General features: G+C 66.6%; 14 protein-coding genes. 6 read left to right on the plus strand and 8 right to left on the minus strand.

Annotated elements, in window-relative coordinates:
* Window positions 1–42: 42 nt before the first annotated feature.
* Window positions 43–1,350, plus strand: coding sequence for a polyhydroxyalkanoate depolymerase (locus ACI2JH_RS04630; RefSeq protein WP_182655389.1), 1,308 nt, complete (start codon window positions 43–45; stop codon window positions 1,348–1,350).
* Between the two features lie 160 nt (window positions 1,351–1,510).
* Here ACI2JH_RS04630 and ACI2JH_RS04635 read toward each other — a convergent pair whose 3' ends face one another.
* Both ACI2JH_RS04635 and ACI2JH_RS04640 read right to left on the minus strand, forming a co-directional pair.
* Complete coding sequence (locus tag ACI2JH_RS04635) at window positions 1,511–2,533, minus strand: sensor domain-containing protein (RefSeq protein WP_182655388.1); 1,023 nt, start codon at window positions 2,531–2,533, stop codon at window positions 1,511–1,513.
* Window positions 2,530–2,895, minus strand: a complete 366-nt coding sequence (locus tag ACI2JH_RS04640) for a PadR family transcriptional regulator (RefSeq protein ID WP_057508663.1) — start codon at window positions 2,893–2,895, stop codon at window positions 2,530–2,532. The genes ACI2JH_RS04635 and ACI2JH_RS04640 overlap by 4 nt, the downstream gene beginning before the upstream one ends.
* Before the next feature lie 155 nt (window positions 2,896–3,050).
* Between ACI2JH_RS04640 and ACI2JH_RS04645 the strand changes: the two genes are divergently transcribed.
* Window positions 3,051–3,950 carry a peptidylprolyl isomerase gene (locus ACI2JH_RS04645; RefSeq protein ID WP_404735557.1) on the plus strand — a complete coding sequence of 300 codons (900 nt, stop codon included), beginning with the start codon at window positions 3,051–3,053 and terminating at the stop codon, window positions 3,948–3,950.
* Window positions 3,951–4,091: 141 nt separating this feature from the next.
* Window positions 4,092–4,385 (plus strand): hypothetical protein, encoded by a 294-nt coding sequence (locus ACI2JH_RS04650; protein WP_101099939.1) that lies wholly within the window; start codon window positions 4,092–4,094, stop codon window positions 4,383–4,385.
* Between the two features lie 24 nt (window positions 4,386–4,409).
* On the opposite strand, the gene ACI2JH_RS04655 is transcribed toward ACI2JH_RS04650, so the two are convergent.
* Window positions 4,410–5,216, minus strand: a complete 807-nt coding sequence (locus tag ACI2JH_RS04655) for a DUF4349 domain-containing protein (RefSeq protein WP_319273912.1) — start codon at window positions 5,214–5,216, stop codon at window positions 4,410–4,412.
* 108 nt (window positions 5,217–5,324) lie between these two features.
* Here ACI2JH_RS04655 and ACI2JH_RS04660 point away from each other — a divergent pair, with 108 nt between their 5' ends.
* Entirely contained in the window at window positions 5,325–7,136 is a 1,812-nt protein-coding gene (locus ACI2JH_RS04660; protein WP_404735558.1) for a DUF885 domain-containing protein, read from the plus strand.
* A 100-nt stretch (window positions 7,137–7,236) separates the two neighbouring features.
* Here ACI2JH_RS04660 and ACI2JH_RS04665 read toward each other — a convergent pair whose 3' ends face one another.
* The 3 genes from ACI2JH_RS04665 to ACI2JH_RS04675 form a co-directional block, all read right to left on the minus strand.
* Window positions 7,237–7,452, minus strand: a complete 216-nt coding sequence (locus tag ACI2JH_RS04665; protein ID WP_182655386.1) for a hypothetical protein — start codon at window positions 7,450–7,452, stop codon at window positions 7,237–7,239.
* Between the two features lie 447 nt (window positions 7,453–7,899).
* A complete protein-coding gene (smrA, locus tag ACI2JH_RS04670) occupies window positions 7,900–9,732 on the minus strand; it encodes a multidrug efflux ABC transporter SmrA (protein ID WP_182655385.1) in 1,833 nt (610 codons plus the stop codon).
* A gap of 89 nt (window positions 9,733–9,821) precedes the next feature.
* A complete protein-coding gene (locus ACI2JH_RS04675; RefSeq protein ID WP_404735559.1) occupies window positions 9,822–11,381 on the minus strand; it encodes a serine hydrolase in 1,560 nt (519 codons plus the stop codon).
* Between the two features lie 107 nt (window positions 11,382–11,488).
* Here ACI2JH_RS04675 and ACI2JH_RS04680 point away from each other — a divergent pair, with 107 nt between their 5' ends.
* Complete coding sequence (locus tag ACI2JH_RS04680) at window positions 11,489–12,319, plus strand: DUF72 domain-containing protein (protein WP_404735560.1); 831 nt, start codon at window positions 11,489–11,491, stop codon at window positions 12,317–12,319.
* Between the two features lie 39 nt (window positions 12,320–12,358).
* Window positions 12,359–13,276 (plus strand): DMT family transporter, encoded by a 918-nt coding sequence (locus ACI2JH_RS04685; protein WP_101099933.1) that lies wholly within the window; start codon window positions 12,359–12,361, stop codon window positions 13,274–13,276.
* Window positions 13,277–13,281: 5 nt separating this feature from the next.
* Here the strand turns inward: ACI2JH_RS04685 and ACI2JH_RS04690 are convergent, their stop codons facing one another.
* Window positions 13,282–14,004 (minus strand): pseudouridine synthase, encoded by a 723-nt coding sequence (locus ACI2JH_RS04690; RefSeq protein WP_404735561.1) that lies wholly within the window; start codon window positions 14,002–14,004, stop codon window positions 13,282–13,284.
* Window positions 14,005–14,043: 39 nt separating this feature from the next.
* Window positions 14,044–15,708: a diguanylate cyclase gene (locus ACI2JH_RS04695; RefSeq protein ID WP_101099932.1), complete on the minus strand. Its 1,665-nt coding sequence runs from the start codon at window positions 15,706–15,708 to the stop codon at window positions 14,044–14,046.
* Between the last annotated feature and the right edge of the window lie 74 nt (window positions 15,709–15,782).

Genomic DNA, 15,782 nt, shown 5'->3' on the forward strand with positions numbered 1-15,782 from the left:
GTATGCTGCACGGCAACATATGACCATACATATTGAGTCGATATGCTCTACCAGCTTCACGAATTGACCCGTAATCTGCTGGCCCCCTGGGTCCACCAGGCCCAGGCAAATGCCCACTTCTTCAACAATGCCGGCCACTGGTGGGGGCAGATGCCCGGGGCTGATCGCCTGGCGGCGATGAACGAGCTGTTCCATCGCCTGGGCAAGGATTACGAGAAGCCCGAGTGGGGCATCAACGAGATCGAGGTGGACGGCGAGCGCGTGCCGATCGTGGTCCACGAAGAGGTCAGCAAGCCGTTCTGCAAGCTGCTGCGCTTCAAGCGCCACAGCAACGAAGCCGACCAGCTGCACACCATGCTCAACCAGCCGTTCGTACTGGTGGTGGCGCCGTTGTCCGGCCACCACGCCACGCTGCTGCGCGATACCGTGCGCACCCTGCTGCGCGACCATCGCGTGTACGTGACCGACTGGGTCGATGCACGCATGGTGCCGGGCAGCGAAGGCGAGTTCGGGCTGGATGATTACGTGGAGTACATCCAGGATTTCATCCGCCACCTCGGCGTGGAGCGGCTGCATGTGGTGAGCGTGTGCCAGCCCACCGTACCGGTACTGGCTGCGGTTTCGCTGATGGCCAGCCGCGGTGAACCGACGCCGAAGTCGCTGGTGATGATGGGCGGTCCGATCGATGCGCGCTGCAGCCCGACCGCAGTGAACAACCTGGCAACCCAGAACCCGCTGTCGTGGTTCGAGAACAACGTCATCCACACCGTGCCGCCGAGCTACCCCGGCGCCGGCCGCCGCGTGTATCCAGGCTTCCTGCAGCACGCCGGCTTCCTGTCCATGAACCCCAGCCGGCATTTCAGCTCGCACTGGGATTTCTACGCCGACCTGGTCAAGGGCGACCTGGAAGATGCCGATGCGCACCGGCGTTTCTACGACGAGTACAACGCGGTGCTGGACATGCCGGCCAAGTACTATCTGGATACCATCAGCGTGGTGTTCCAGGATTTCCTGCTGCCGCGCGGCGAGTGGTACATCAAGGGTGAGAAGGTCGACCCTTCGGCCATCCGCGATACCGCGCTGTTGAGCATCGAAGGCGAACTGGACGATATCGCCGGCCTCGGCCAGACCGAAGCGGCGCAGTCGCTGTGCACGGGCATCGCCGAGGACCGCCGCGAGCATTTCATCGTCGAAGGCGCCGGCCATTACGGCATCTTCAGCGGCCGTCGCTGGCGCGAAGTGGTGTACCCGAAGGTGCGCGATTTCTTCGCCGCCAATGCCGAAGCACCGGCCTCGGCGAAGCCGAAGAAGAAGAGCAACGTCACCCCGTTGCGGCGGAAAGCCGGCTGACAACCCGGCTGCGGTGCTGACGGCCAGCGGCCGTCACTACCGTTGGACCAAGGTAGCGCCGAGCCATGCTCGGCGGCATTTCGATCCAGCATCATGGTGGCTGACACAGGCCGCGCTGCGCGCTCGCCGAGCATGGCTCGGCGCTACCGGCCCACCGCCCCTACAGCCGCACCAGCAGGTGCTTGGCCAGGGTGCCGTGCATCCTACCGACCGCCCGCGCCAAGTGCAGCGTGCCGAACAGCAGCAGCCCGCCGGCCAGTGCGAGCAGCGGCGTGGCCCAAGCGCCTTCCAGCAGCGGCAGGCCATTGATGGTCACCCCGGTGTAGGCACCCGGAAACCAGACCGCCACCGGCGACCAGATCAACGCCAGCGAAAGCGCCAGCAACGTCGTCGCCACGGTGAAATACGCGATACCCAGCGGCAGCATCAGCACGAAGTACAGCAGGGTGAGCCAGGTGCGGCCATCGGTGAACATGTCGCCGATCCGCTGCAGCCAGCTGCGGCTGCGGTCGCTGAAGCGCGGCCGGCGCGGCATGCGCTCGCCCAGCAGCACCTCCACCAGCCGCCCCTCCAGCAGCGACAGCCCGCGGATGGAACCGAAGAACAGCACCGCCACCGGTACGCCGATGATCAGGATCAGCAGGCCCAGCGACAGCGACAGGCCGGTCACCACCCAGCTGAAGAAGAAGGTGCCCGTCGCCAGCGACAGCAGCATGTAGAACAGGGCGCCATAGGTGTGCGGATCCACCGCTACGCCGAAGAATCGCGCCGCCAGCGAGCGCGGTGGCGACGGCGGCGGATCCGGGATGGCCGGACCGGATGCCGCCACGCCTGCCGCCGGCGGCACCGCATCGAAGCCGCTGCCCAGTGCAGGGGTGGTCGCAACACGTGTTCCGAGCGGCGTCTTCGGCGTGCGCAGCGCACGGTTCACCGTCAGCTCGGTTTCGCGGTAGATCTCGGCCACCTCGTCCGGCGCGCCGTAGCTGCCGGCCACGTCGGCGATCACCTCGCCCTCGCTGCGCCCCGGCTGTGCGGCCAGTTCCGAACGCAGGTACTCCTCGGCGTCGTACAGCGCATCCTGGACCATCGCCGGATCGGCATCGTGCAGCGCCGCGCGCAACTGCGCCAGGTAATCAGGAATGGTCGCCGGCAGGGTCCTGCCCATGGTGTGTTCGATGTTCATTGCAGTACGCCCTCCAGAACGGAATCGACGGAATCGCGGGTGGCACGCCAGGCCTGGATCCACTGCTCCAGCACGGCGCGTCCCTGCTCGGTGATGCGGTAGTAGCGTCGCGGCGGGCCGCTGGTGGAAGGCTCTACGTGGCTTTGCAGCAGGCCGGCCCCTTCCAGGTTGCGCAGCACCGGGTACAGGGCGCTCTGCTTGCCACTCAGCACGCCTTCGCCCACCTGCTCCAGCTCCTTGGCGATCAGGTAGCCGTACAGCGGCTCCGGTGCCTTGGCCAACACCGCCATCAGCGCCAGCGATACGGTCCCCGCACTGAGCTCCTTCTGGAATTTCTTCAGCTGGATCTCTTCATCGACCATGGCGGCATCTCCACTACGTTGAAGTGAACACTAGTGCGGAGTTCGACCTAGTGGAATAGGCCGGACGTCACGGTGCCGTGCGGCAACCGCGCCGGGCGCTGGCAGGAAACGGTGGCCTCGCGCATGATCGGGCTCTCTTTCCTGAAAGGCTCACCATGGACCGTCGCCCTGCCCTGTTGGCGCTTGCCCTGGCCACCTGCCTGCTGCCTTCGCTGGCCCCCGCGGCCACCCCCTACCGCAGCGCGCAGCAGATCCTGGAAGCCGCACCCGACCGCGACTGGCGCACGCCTGACCCGGCCAACCTGCTGTACATGGACCTGCCCGCCGGAAGGGTGATCATCGAGCTGGCGCCGCAGTTCGCGCCGCGCCACGTGGCCAACATCCAGACCTTCGCCCACGAACATTTCTGGGACGGCACCAGCATCTACCGGTCCCAGGACAACTTCGTGGTGCAATTCGGCGATGCCAACGCCGACGACGCCGCCAAGGCCCGGCCGATGGGATCGGCGCAGAAGAAACTGCCGGCCGAATTCGAACGGGCCACGGCGGGATTGAAGGTCAGCCCGCTGCCGGACCGCGATGGCTGGGCGTCGCGCACCGGTTTCGTCGACGGCTTCCCGGTCGGCCAGGACATGAAGGACGGCAGGACCTGGCTGGCGCACTGCTATGGCGCGCTGGGCGCGGGTCGCAACAATGACGAAGACAGCAGCGTAGGCGCCGAACTGTACGTGGTCACCGGCCAGTCGCCGCGCCAGCTGGACCGCAACATCACCGTGGTCGGCCGTGTGCTGAAGGGAATGGAACTGCTCAGCGCGGTGCCGCGGGGTCCGGCGCCGATGGGCTTCTATGCCGACCCGAAGCAGCGTACGCCGATCACCTCGATACGCCGCGCCAGCGATGTCCCCGCCGCCGAACGCACGCCGATCCAGGTACTGCGCACCGACTCGAAAACCTTCGCCGATACCGTGGAAGCCCGTCGCAACCGCGTCGATGATTTCTACAAACGACCGGCCGGGCACATCGATCTGTGCAACATTCCGGTGCCGGTGCGGTAACGCGCAGCGGCGCTGGCTGACCGCCACGCGGCCCGTGCAGCGCCGTACAGAACGCGTGAGCACGGGCCCCGCTCCACCCTCACCCGCTCTTTTCCGCCGGCTGGCTAGGCTGGAGTCCTGTTTCCCATCAGGACAACCCCCATGGCTTTGCTGCGACTGCGAATCACCGGAACCGAAGACGACGCGCGTGCGATCAGCGACCTGCTGCTCGGCATCGAAGGCATCGAGCATGTCGAGGAAACCGACGACCTGATGCCGAAGATGGACGATGACGATTCCAGTTCGGCCGGCCTGTCCGATGACATCGGCCCGGGCAGCCATGAACTGGAAGTGGAAGTGGGCAACGAAAGCACCGCGCAGAAGGTGCGCGATGCGGTACAGGAGCTTGCCCTGGAGCTGGATGTCTTCGTCGAATACGAGACCGACGAGGGCTGATCCGGCGCGCGTGAAGGGGCGGGGTCAACCCGCCCTGCGTGCACGTCGCCGGCGCCACAGGCGCAGGCCGATCCAACCGATGATGCTGCCGATCACCAGCACCGGCAGCAGCGCGGCGATGGCCCGTATCAGGTACGCGATGCTGGTGGTCAGGATGGCTCCGGATTCTGACAGCGCCATGCCGATTTCATTGCGGCTGCGCTGGCCGGACGGTGCGTTGAACTGCATCGTCACCAGTTGCGTGTCGATGCGTCGGCGCTGCTGGGCCGCATCCTTGTTGGCCTGTTCCACCCCCGCCTCGATCTCCGACAGCCGCTGGGTGATGACCAGCAGGTCGGCCAGCTTGATGTCCTTGCTGTCCTGGTAGGCAAGCAGCCGCTCGTGCTCCTTCTGCAGGCGCGCCTTGGCCAATGCAGTGTCCGCTACCTGCTGGGCGAGGTCTTCGGCATGGGTGTTGCGCGAGGACACCTCCCCGCCCTGCCCGGCCAGTCCGATGATCGGCTCCACGCCCTTCGGCGCGATGCGCACGCGGATCGAACCGCTGGGGTACTCACCGCCCTGCTGCCCCACCTGCAGCACCGCACAGTCGCCGAATCGGGCGGATTGGCAGGCGTCGGCGATCTGCTTGACCCGCGGGCCGATCTTCGCCGCATCCAGGCGGATGTCCAGGTCATGTTCGTAGGCCAGCGATGCGCCTTCCGGCGACACCACCGCACCGGCAGCGCCGGCACCCGCTTCGGCCGCCGCCTCATGCCGTCCGCAGCCGGCCAGGGTCAGCAGCATGGCCAGCGCGCCGACCCAGCGCGGATGACGCCTTGCTTCCTTGTGCATTCTGTCTCGTCCCTGCGTTGGAGTGGCGACGATGGTAATCCTTTGGCACGCAGACAGGGCGACGCCCGCGACCTATGCTTGGCGATTGACCCCAAGACAGGATTGCCGATGCGCCAGCATCTCCTTGCCCTCGCCCTGATCGCTGCCGTCGGCGGCTGCCAGCAGGCCGACGCCCCGTCGTCCGCCACCCCGCCCGCCGCCGCGCCGGCGCAGGCCGCCGATGCCGCTGCAGATGCGGCCTTTGCCGATCTGTCAAAGCGCGCCCTGGACAGCTGGATGCAGCTCTCGCCCGTGGGTGCCACGCAGATCGGCGACCACCGCTTCGACAGCGAGATCGACGACCTTAGTGCCGCCGGCCAGCAGAAGACGCTGACCGCCTACAAGGGCCTGCTGGCCGAGCTGGAAAAGATCGACGTGGCCAAGCTTGGCCGTGAAAACCAGGTGGATGCGGCGATCCTGCGCAACCAGCTGCAGTCGGATATCTGGAATGCCGAAGTACTGCAGTCGTCCAAGTGGGATCCGCAGATGTACAACGGCCTGGCAGGCAGTGCGATCTACGGCCTGATGGCGCGCGAGTTCGCCCCGCTGCCCGAGCGCCTGAAGTCGGCCACCGCACGCATGGAGAAGATCCCGGCGATCTTCGCCCAGGCGCGCGAAAACCTGGACCCGGCCCGCGTGCCGAAGATCCACGCTGAAACCGTGGCCAAGCAGAACCGCGGCATCCTCAGCATCGTCGATACCTTCATCACCCCGCACATCGGCGAACTGCCGCAGGCCGACCAGCAGCGCCTGCAGGCCGCCATCGACGGCCTGAAGAAGGCCGTGGACGAACAGCAGCAGTGGCTGGACAAGACCCTGGTGCCCAATGCCAAGGGCGAGTTCCGCGTCGGCGCCGAGCTGTACGACCAGAAGCTGAAGTTCGCGCTGAATTCCTCGCTTTCGCGGCAGGAGATCGGTGAGCGTGCGCGTGCCGAACTCAAGCGCGTGCGCCAGGACATGTATGGCATCGCCCAGACCGTGCTGAAGGACAAGCCGGGCGCACCGCAGATGCCGGCCAACCCGAGCGACGACCAGCAGCAGAAGGCGATCGAAGCAGCACTGGAACTGGCCTACGCCGACAAACCGGCCCGCGACAAGGTCGTGGAGGATGCCAAGGCCGCGCTGGACCAGTCCACCGCGTTCGTGCGCGAGCATGACCTGATGACCCTGCCCGACGCACCGGTGGACATCATCCTGATGCCCGAATTCCAGCGCGGCGTGGCCGTAGCCTACTGTGATTCGCCCGGTCCGCTGGACAAGAACCTGAAGACCTTCTACGCGGTCTCGCCGATCCCGGATGACTGGAACGACAAGCAGGTCGACTCGTTCCTGCGCGAGTACAACTCCCGCATGATCCACCTGCTGAGCATCCACGAAGGCACCCCGGGGCACTACCTGGAAGGCTGGCATTCGGCCAAGTTCCCCTCCACGCTGCGTGCGGTGCTGCGCTCGGGCCTGTTCGCCGAAGGCTGGGCGGTCTACACCGAACGCATGATGCAGGAACAGGGCTACCTGGATAACGATCCGCTGTTCCACCTGGTGCAGCTGAAGTTCTACCTGCGCACCATTTCCAACGCGATCCTGGACCAGGGCGTGCACGTGGACAACTGGACGCGCGAACAGGCCATGCACCTGATGACCCACGATGCGTTCCAGCAGGAAAGCGAAGCGTCGGGCAAGTGGGTGCGCGCGCAGTTGACCTCCGCGCAGCTGCCGACCTACTTCGTCGGTGCGCAGGAACACTTCGACACGCGCAAGGCCGCGCAGGAAAAGCTGGGCGACCAGTTCAACCTGAAGGCCTACCACGACAAGATGCTGTCCTACGGCGCCCCGCCGGTGCGTTTCGCGCGCCAGCTGATGCTGGACCAGCCGATCGAGTAAGGGCGCCGGTCTGGTTTCTGGCGGGCCTGCTGGCTCTCCGGATGCGAAGCGCCCCGTCAGGGGCGCTTTCTCATTTCAGCACGGGAGCGTCAGGGCCGTGTCAGACACGGCTGCAGGAGAGGCGATCGACATTGGAGTAGCCGTGTTCGTGGCGGATGATTTCCTTGGCATGGATCTCAGAGTCTGCGTTTACGCTCTGCGTAGTTGGTGCACCGCGGAGCAGGAACGTGCACTGGTACGGTGCCGCCGCTGCGATTGCCGATGTCGATGAAAAAAGCATCGCTGCGGCGATCAACATGTTCAGGTGTCGGATCATCTGCCAGGTCTCTTGTTCGGGCGAAGGCAGCGCAGCCGGATGGCCGCTGCAACCCAGTGTCGTTGCGATGCCTCGTCTTGTCAGGAGCCTGGAGCATCATCGGATGACGCGTGCAGAGGGACGCTGCAGAGACCTATCGCAGCTTTGCCGCGAGGCGGAATCTCTGACGCTGTAACCAGGCGTCACCTGATCGCCATCGCAGATCCAGCGTGCAAGGCTGCGCCCGACCGCGCCTGCTGCGAATGCCGGGCGACGTCCTGCCGCCGCGAGGCAAGACTATGGGCAAGCCGCTGGAATCAGCCACCGGCCCGGAACCCAGGTGGCCAGAATGATCAAGCCATTTCGTGGAAGCAGATTCGGAGCAGCAGGAGGCGCCGGCCCATGCTCGGCGGCTTCTTGTTGAATCGGCACGGAAGACGTCCGCCGAGCAGGGCTCGGCGCTACCGATCATCCGTCGGCGGCGACAAAGCCCCCGGTCTGGCGCGCCCACAGCCGCGCGTACAGACCGCCGGCCGCCACCAGTTCGGCATGCGTGCCGGTTTCCACGATGCGTCCCTGGTCCATCACCACCAGCCGGTCCATCCGCGCGATGGTCGACAGCCGGTGCGCGATGGCGATCACCGTCTTGCCGCCCATCAGCTCGTCCAGGTTGTCCTGGATCGCCGCTTCCACCTCCGAATCCAACGCGGAGGTGGCTTCGTCCAGCACCAGGATCGGCGCGTCCTTCAGCAGCACGCGCGCGATCGCGATGCGCTGCCGCTGCCCGCCTGACAGCTTCACCCCGCGCTCGCCGACCAGCGCGTCGTAACCTTGCCGCCCCTGGCCATCGACCAGCGAATCGATGAAGCCATCGGCACGCGCCTTGGCCACGGCCGCACGCAGTTCCTGTTCAGAGGCTTCGGGACGCCCGTACAACAGGTTGTCGCGGATCGAACGATGCAGCAGCGACGTATCCTGTGTCACCACGCCGATCTGCCCGCGCAGGCTTTCCTGGGTGACCCCGGCGATGTCCTGCCCGTCGATCAGGATGCGTCCGCTCTCCAGGTCATACAGGCGCAGCAGGACGTTGACCAGGGTCGACTTGCCCGCGCCCGAGGGCCCGACCAGGCCGATCTTTTCGCCCGGCTTCACCCGCAGTTCCAGCCCGGCGATCACCCCGCCGCGCTTGCCGTAGTGGAAGTGGATGTCCTGGAAGTGCACGCCACCGGCACTCACCTTGAGCGGCACTGCGTCATCGCGGTCCTGCACGGTAAGCGGCTGGGAAATGGTGGTGATCCCGTCCTGCACCGTGCCGATGTCTTCGAAGATGCCGTTGATGGTCCACATGATCCAGCCGGACATGTTGTGGATGCGGATGACCAGGCCGGTGGCCAGGGTGATCGCACCGACCGTGATCAGCCCATCGTTCCACAGCCACAGCGCCAGCCCACAGGTGCCGGCGATCAGGAACCCGTTGACGATGGCGATGGTCAGGTCCATACCGCTGGTGATGCGCGTCTGCCGGCGATGCTTCTCCGCCAGTTCCTGGATCGATTCGGCGACGTAGGCCTGCTCGCGTCCGCCGTGGGCGAACAGTTTCAGCGTCGGAATGTTGGTATAGCCATCTACGATGCGGCCCATCGCCTTGGAACGCGCTTCGGAGGCGATCCAGGCGCGCTCCTTCGCACGCGGCACGAAGTACACCATGATCACCGCGTAGGCCAGCATCCACAGCACCAGCGGAATCATCAGCCGCCAGTCGGCCTGGGCGAACAGGAACAGCGCGGTGCCGGTGTAGACCACGATGTACCAGAGCGAATCGACCATCTGCACCGCCGATTCGCGCAGCGAGGTACCGGTCTGCATCACGCGGTTGGCCACGCTGCCGGCGAAATCGTTGTGGAAGAAGGTCAGGCTCTGGCGCACCACGTAGTTGTGCATCAGCCAGCGCGAGCGGTTGCTCAGGCCCGGCACGATGGCCTGGTTGACCAGCAGGTTGTGCAGCCCGACCAGCACCGGCCGGGCGACCACGCACACCGCCACCATCCACAGCAGGTCCGATGCGTGGCGCTGGAAGAATCCGGCACCGGGCTGCTCGGCGACCATGTCCACGATGCGGCCGAGGAAGTCGAACATCGCCACTTCCACCAGTGCCAGCAGCAGGCCGGCGACCAGCGTGGCCAGCAGCACCGGCCACACCGGGCGCAGGTAGAACAGGTAGAACTTGAACACGCTGCGCGGCGGCATACGCGTGTCCACCGGCGGAAAGACCGGGATCAGGGATTCAAACCAGCGGAACATCACAGTCGCTCACAACGGGGTAACCGGTTGATTATCCCATCGCAGGCCTGTCGTGGAGTGACGACCACTGGCCGTCATCCCCGCAAGCTTCACCCTTGCGGCACGAACAACAGATCCTGGAAGTCGAAGCTGAAATCGGTCAGCTCGGAGATCGCCTGCATGCGGACCTCGCGGACCTTCCCGTCCGGGTCCAGGCTGAAGTTGACGAACGCATCGGCGTTGAGCGAACGGTCGTCCCAGCGCACGATGAAGGTGTCGTGCTGCCAGTGTTCGAGCGTGCCGACCAGCTGCGCGGTCTTGTCGAACCGCAGGCGCAGCGCCTTGCCGTTGCCGGTGATGTGCATGTCCCCGTACCAGCGGTCGCGGTAGCGCCCGGCATACCGCTCCAGGGCCAACGATGGTGTGGTGCGCGCGGTGCGTGCCGCCTGGTGTTTGGCCCAGGCCGCGTCTGCCTTGTCACGGCTCTTGTCCACGGCCTTGCCGTAGGCATCCACCCAGTCATGCCGGTCACCACCCAGATAGGCATCGAGCACGCTCAGGGTGATGGCATTGAAGGCCGCGCCGGCTTCCTGGTTGGTCAGTACCACCACGCCCAGGTTCTCACCGGGCACCAGCGTCACCCGGGACACCATGCCCGGCCAACCGCCGGTATGCCATACCAGCCTGCGGCCGCGGAAATCGCTCAGGCTCCAGCCTTCGGCGTAGCCGGCGAAGTTCGGCCGCGCCGGCGCCAGTTCCGCCACCGCCGGCTCGGCCACCACCTGCGGGGTGATCATCTGCCACATCTGCTGCTGGCTCTTCGCTGTGAACAGCGCACTGCCGTCAGCCAACCTTCCCTGCGCCAACTGCACCTGCATCCAGCGCGCCATGTCATGCACGCTGGAGTAGATGCCACCGGCGCCGGCATTGTTCTGCCAGGTCAGCGGTGCCACCGTGCGCAGGTCCTTGAAATCGAACTTGGCATGGCCGACCGCGGCGTTGTCGCCGGGGCGCAGATGGTCGGCGTTGTAGCGGGTGCCGGCCATGCCGACCTTGTCGAAGATGCGTTGCTGCAGGAAGTCCTGATAGGACTTTCCGGAGACCTTCTCGATCACCTGCTGCGCCACCGCGTACAGGATGTTGTCGTAGGCATAGCGTTCGCGGAAGCCGCCCTTCAGCGGCACCTTGCCCAACCGTTCCACCACCTCGGCGTTGCTGTAGCCGGTGGTCGGCCAGAACAGCAGGTCACCGGCGCCCAGGCCCAGCCCACTGCGGTGCGAGAGCAGGTCGCGCAGGGTCATCTGCTGGGTCACGAAGGGATCGGACAGGCGGAACGACGGCAGGTGGTCGACCACCTTGTCGTCCATTTTCAGCTTGCCTTCTTCGGCCAGCAGGTTCAGCGACAGCGCGGTGAACGCCTTGGTGTTGGAGGCAATCGCAAACAGCGTATCGGCCTGCACCGGCTCCGGACGGCCCTGCTCGCGCACGCCCCAGCCCTGCTCCAGCACCACCTTGCCGTCCTTGACCACGGCCACCGCGATGCCCGGCACGTCGAAGCGCGCGCGTACCCGCTCCACGGTGGCATCCAGATCCTGCAACGGGGCCGGAGTCGCCGCAGTCGCCAGGGTGGTAAAGGCCAGCAGCATCGCGCCTCCGATCAGGGACTTCATCACGCACGTTCTCCAGAGTGGATGGCCGCGCCGAGCGGGCGCGCCGGGAATTCTCATCATGGTAACGGCCGGCGGTGCAGCCTTCCCCGTGCCAAAGGAGGGGTGGGATGGAGACAGGTGGAAAGACCAGAGGGGGTTCGACTTCCGCGCCGATCCGTTGCGGCATCGGCGGCTGGGTATTCCCGGAGTGGCGCGGTGGCATGTTCTATCCGGAAGGACTGCCACAGCGCGAGGAACTGGCATTCGCCAGCAACGCCCTGCGCTGCATCGAAATCAACGGCACGTTCTACCGCACGCCGACCCAGGCCCAATGCGCGCAGTGGGCCGCGCAGACACCGCCAGGCTTCCGGTTTTCGATGAAAGCCCCGCGTTACCTCGTGCAGCGGCGCGACTTGTCCGGCGTTGCCGAGGCCGCGCAGCCATTCCTGCAGGCCGCGCTGGGCCTGGGTGACCGGCTGGGCCCGCTGCTGTGGCAGTTCGCCCCCACTCACAAAGCCGATGCCGGCGCGCTGGCGGAGTTCATGCGGTCACTGCCAGCGACCCTGCAGGGCGTGCCGCTGCAGCACGCGCTGGAGGTACGCAACGCCGCGGCAGTGAATGCCACGCTGGTGCAGGCCGCACGCGCCCACAACGTTGCCCTGGTCATCGAAGACAGCGACGAGGCCCCGCTGCACGGCGACCTCAGCGCCGACTTCGTCTACGCCCGGATCAAGCGCAGCCAGCCGCGCCTCCGTGCCGGGCTGCCGGCCCCGTTACAGCAACGCTGGGCCGCGCGCGCGCAGGCGTGGGCACAAGGCGCTGCGGTCGAAGATCTTCCGTTGATCACATCGCCAGCCGATCCGACGCCGCGCGAGGTCTACCTGCTGTGCATCGGGGCGGGCAAGCGGCGCAACCCGGCAGCCGCCATCGCCCTGCAGCAGCGCTGCGACACACGCTGACCCATCGCCGCCGACGCTGGCTTGACGCACAATACCGCGATGAGCAGCCCCGATACCCGCAAAGCACTTTTCCAGATCCACTTCTGCGTGCTGCTGTGGGGCATCACGGCCATCCTTGGCAAGCTGATCACCCTGCCCGCACTGCCGCTGGTGTGGTGGCGCATGCTGCTGGTGGTGGCCATGCTGGCGCTGCTGCCGCGGGTGTGGCAGGGCCTGCGCAACATGCCCTGGCGGGTGGTCGCGGCCTACTCCGGCATCGGCGCGCTGGTCGCGCTGCACTGGCTCACCTTCTACGGCGCGGTGAAGCTGGCCAATGCCTCGGTCGCCGCCACCTGCATCGCGCTGGCCCCGGTGTTCACCTCCATCATCGAACCCTGGGTGGCCAAGCGGCCGTTCCAGCTGCGCGAACTGCTGTTCGGCATCGCGGTGCTGCCCGGCGTGGCGCTGGTGGTGGGCGGGGTGCCCGAAGGCATGCGCCTGGGGGTGCTGGTGGGTGCGATGTCGGCGCTGCTCGTGGCGGTGTTCGGTTCACTCAACAAACGCATGGTCAGCCATGCCGATCCACTGACGGTCACCGCGCTGGAACTGGGCGCCGGCACCCTGACCTTGACCCTGCTGGCACCGCTGATGCCGTTCCTGCTGCCCGCCCTGGCCAGCCCGCTGTGGGTGCTGCCGGACGTGCACGACGGCATCCTGCTGCTGGTGCTGGCCGGCTTCTGTACCCTGCTGCCGTTCGCGCTGGCGCTGGTCGCGCTGCGTCACCTCAGCGCCTACACCGTGCAGCTGGTGACCAACCTGGAGCCGGTGTACGCGGTGATCCTGGCAGTGGTGCTGCTGCGCGAACAACATGAAGTCGCAGGTTGGTTCTACGTCGGCGTCGCGGTCATCGTCGGGGCGGTCTTCCTGCATCCCCTGCTCAACCGTCGTCGCCCCGTCCAGCATCCCGAACTGATCTGACCTTCCTACCAGTCGACCTGCCCCGGCAGCAGCCCGCGCAGTTCCGGCTCGCTGAGGTTGCGCCACTGGCCCGGCTTGAGCGCGCCGATCTTGATGTTGTCGATGCGTACGCGGCGCAGCTGGGTCACCCGGAAACCGAATTCAGCCGCCATCAGGCGGATCTGCCGGTTCAGGCCCTGCTGCAGGGTGATGCGGAAACCGAACTTGGCGATGCGCGAGGTGCGGCACGGCAGGGTCATCTGGTCATGGATGCGCACACCACGCGCCATCGCGCGCAGGAACTCGTCGGTCACCGGCTTGTTCACCGCCACCAGGTACTCCTTCTGGTGGCCGTTTTCGGCGCGCAGGATCTGGTTGACGATGTCGCCGTTGCTGGTCATCAGGATCAGGCCTTCGGACTCCTTGTCCAGCCGGCCGATCGGGAAGATGCGCTGCTCATGCCCGACGAACTCGACGATGTTTCCCTTCACCGAACTTTCGGTGGTGCAGGTCACCCCGACCGGCTTGTTGAGCACGATGTAGACGTGGCGGCGGCCGCCCGGACGGCTGGCCTGGCGGGCGCGCAGGGGCTGGCCGTCGACCAGCACCTTGTCCTCCTCGCCGACCACCGCGCCGGTACCGGCGGGACGTCCATTGACAGTGACACGGCGTTCGCTGATCAGCCGGTCGGCCTCGCGACGGGAGCAGAAGCCGGTTTCGGCGATGTATTTGTTGATGCGGATGGTCATGCCCGCATTATCCGGCATTGTCGCGCCCACGGCATCCGTTCATAGCGGACGCACCGCGTCCAGCTGCTCACCATCCATCACCCGGTCACGCCCCGCGCGCTTGGCGCCGTACATCGCATGGTCGGCCCGGCGCAGCAGTGCGGCCAGGTCATCATGGTCGGGCCGCCACTGGGCCAGGCCGATGCTGGCGGTCAATGCCAGGCCGTCCACCTGCAGCGCCACCCCGGCCTCGGTGATCCGGCGCCCCACCTGCTGCAGCCGCGCCGCAGCGACATCGCGCGGAGCGCCCGGCAACAGCAGCAGGAACTCCTCCCCGCCCATCCGGAACACCTCGTCACGGCCTCGCAGGGCGCCGCGCAGGGCCCCGGCGACCGCCTGCAGCACCGCATCGCCGGTGTCGTGGCCGTGGCGATCGTTGATTTCCTTGAACAGGTCGATGTCGAGGAAACCGATCACCAGCGGTGCGCCCTCGGCACGTGCGCGTTCGATCTGCACGCCCAGCTCGCGCAGCCCGGCGCGGCGATTGGGCAGGCCGGTCAATGCGTCGGTGTCGGCCAGCTGGCGCATCTCATCACGTTGTTCGCGCAGGTTGCCCAGCCGCTGGTTGAGCGCATAGGCGGCCATCATCAGCAGCCAGGTCACCGCCAGCTGCAGGGCTTCGACACGGTGGGCCAGCAACCACTGGGCGCGCGCCAGGTCGGCCACGATCATCAGCAGGAACGGTGCCAGCGCGACCAACCCGATACTGGCCCAGCGGTCGTTGCGCGACCACGCCCATACCCCTGCCAGCAGGGCCGCCACGCAGCCGGCAAAATGGGCCGCCTCCAGCACATCCGACGTCCAGCCCAGCAACGTCCAGTCCATCCAGGGCACCAGCAGCGCCACCGCGAACAAGGCGCAACTCACGGCCGACACCACGCCACGCGACCGCGGCCAGGCGCGATGACCTGCATTGAGTCGCCATAGCATGGGTAGCAGCACGGCCTGTGCGCAGGCGGTCAGGCCTACCAGCCACCAGGCACTGTCCACCCCGATCGGGAACCATGGCTCGGGATACCCGCTCAGTCCCCCCAGCACCGCCTGCCACAGCACGAACACAGCGCAGGCACCGATGTACATCAGGAAAATGCGGTCACGGGAGGTAAAAAATCCCATCAGGGACGACAGCGCCAGCGCCAGCGCGACCGCCACGCAGGCGGTACGCACCAGCAGCCGGGCGGTATCACGCTGCTGCACCGGGCTCGGCGCGCCGAGCCGCAGCGTGGGCCCCCAGCGCTCCTTCAGCGGGGTCGCCCAGGACACATGGATCGGTTCGCGGCTTCCGGCACGCGGCACGGTCACCATGCCGATGCCCGCGCGGAACCGCGAGTCACGCGTACGCGCATCGCCCATGTTGCCGCAGATCTCGCGGTCGCCATGGCGGATGGACACCTCACCGGCGAACACATTGAACACGTCCAATGCCTGCGGCTGGCCGGACCATCCCCCCTCCGGCGCGGGGATATCCAGCTGCTGGCGCTGTCCGCGCAGCATGTAGCCCTCGCACGCGCGATGTGGCGTCGGCTCGTCGGTCGCCCCGCCCAGCAGCAGATAGTCGCGCACCGGCTGCGGCGCGGCGGCGGCATTGCACACCCACAGCAGGCTGGAAAGCAGCACCGCAGCCAGCCCCCATCCGCTCCTGTTCCAGCGGCCCGACCGTACCATCGTGCTCCCCACGCAACACCCGCCTGCTTGCCATCCGTGTCCGGAGATTATCGCAGCCCGGCCGATTTCACGCC

The sequence above is a fragment of the Stenotrophomonas sp. NPDC078853 genome (assembly GCF_044901215.1).
Lineage (GTDB): Bacteria > Pseudomonadota > Gammaproteobacteria > Xanthomonadales > Xanthomonadaceae > Stenotrophomonas > Stenotrophomonas lacuserhaii.

Excerpts from the sequence above, each read along its gene's own strand:
- ACI2JH_RS04630 (WP_182655389.1), top strand. The coding sequence starts at position 43 with ATGCTCTACCAGCTTCACGAATTGACCCGTAATCTGCTGGCCCCCTGG.
- ACI2JH_RS04635 (WP_182655388.1), bottom strand. The coding sequence starts at position 2,533 with ATGAACATCGAACACACCATGGGCAGGACCCTGCCGGCGACCATTCCT.
- ACI2JH_RS04640 (WP_057508663.1), bottom strand. The coding sequence starts at position 2,895 with ATGGTCGATGAAGAGATCCAGCTGAAGAAATTCCAGAAGGAGCTCAGT.
- ACI2JH_RS04645 (WP_404735557.1), top strand. The coding sequence starts at position 3,051 with ATGGACCGTCGCCCTGCCCTGTTGGCGCTTGCCCTGGCCACCTGCCTG.
- ACI2JH_RS04650 (WP_101099939.1), top strand. The coding sequence starts at position 4,092 with ATGGCTTTGCTGCGACTGCGAATCACCGGAACCGAAGACGACGCGCGT.
- ACI2JH_RS04655 (WP_319273912.1), bottom strand. The coding sequence starts at position 5,216 with ATGCACAAGGAAGCAAGGCGTCATCCGCGCTGGGTCGGCGCGCTGGCC.
- ACI2JH_RS04660 (WP_404735558.1), top strand. The coding sequence starts at position 5,325 with ATGCGCCAGCATCTCCTTGCCCTCGCCCTGATCGCTGCCGTCGGCGGC.
- ACI2JH_RS04665 (WP_182655386.1), bottom strand. The coding sequence starts at position 7,452 with ATGATCCGACACCTGAACATGTTGATCGCCGCAGCGATGCTTTTTTCA.
- smrA (WP_182655385.1), bottom strand. The coding sequence starts at position 9,732 with ATGTTCCGCTGGTTTGAATCCCTGATCCCGGTCTTTCCGCCGGTGGAC.
- ACI2JH_RS04675 (WP_404735559.1), bottom strand. The coding sequence starts at position 11,381 with ATGAAGTCCCTGATCGGAGGCGCGATGCTGCTGGCCTTTACCACCCTG.
- ACI2JH_RS04680 (WP_404735560.1), top strand. The coding sequence starts at position 11,489 with ATGGAGACAGGTGGAAAGACCAGAGGGGGTTCGACTTCCGCGCCGATC.
- ACI2JH_RS04685 (WP_101099933.1), top strand. The coding sequence starts at position 12,359 with ATGAGCAGCCCCGATACCCGCAAAGCACTTTTCCAGATCCACTTCTGC.
- ACI2JH_RS04690 (WP_404735561.1), bottom strand. The coding sequence starts at position 14,004 with ATGACCATCCGCATCAACAAATACATCGCCGAAACCGGCTTCTGCTCC.
- ACI2JH_RS04695 (WP_101099932.1), bottom strand. The coding sequence starts at position 15,708 with ATGGTACGGTCGGGCCGCTGGAACAGGAGCGGATGGGGGCTGGCTGCG.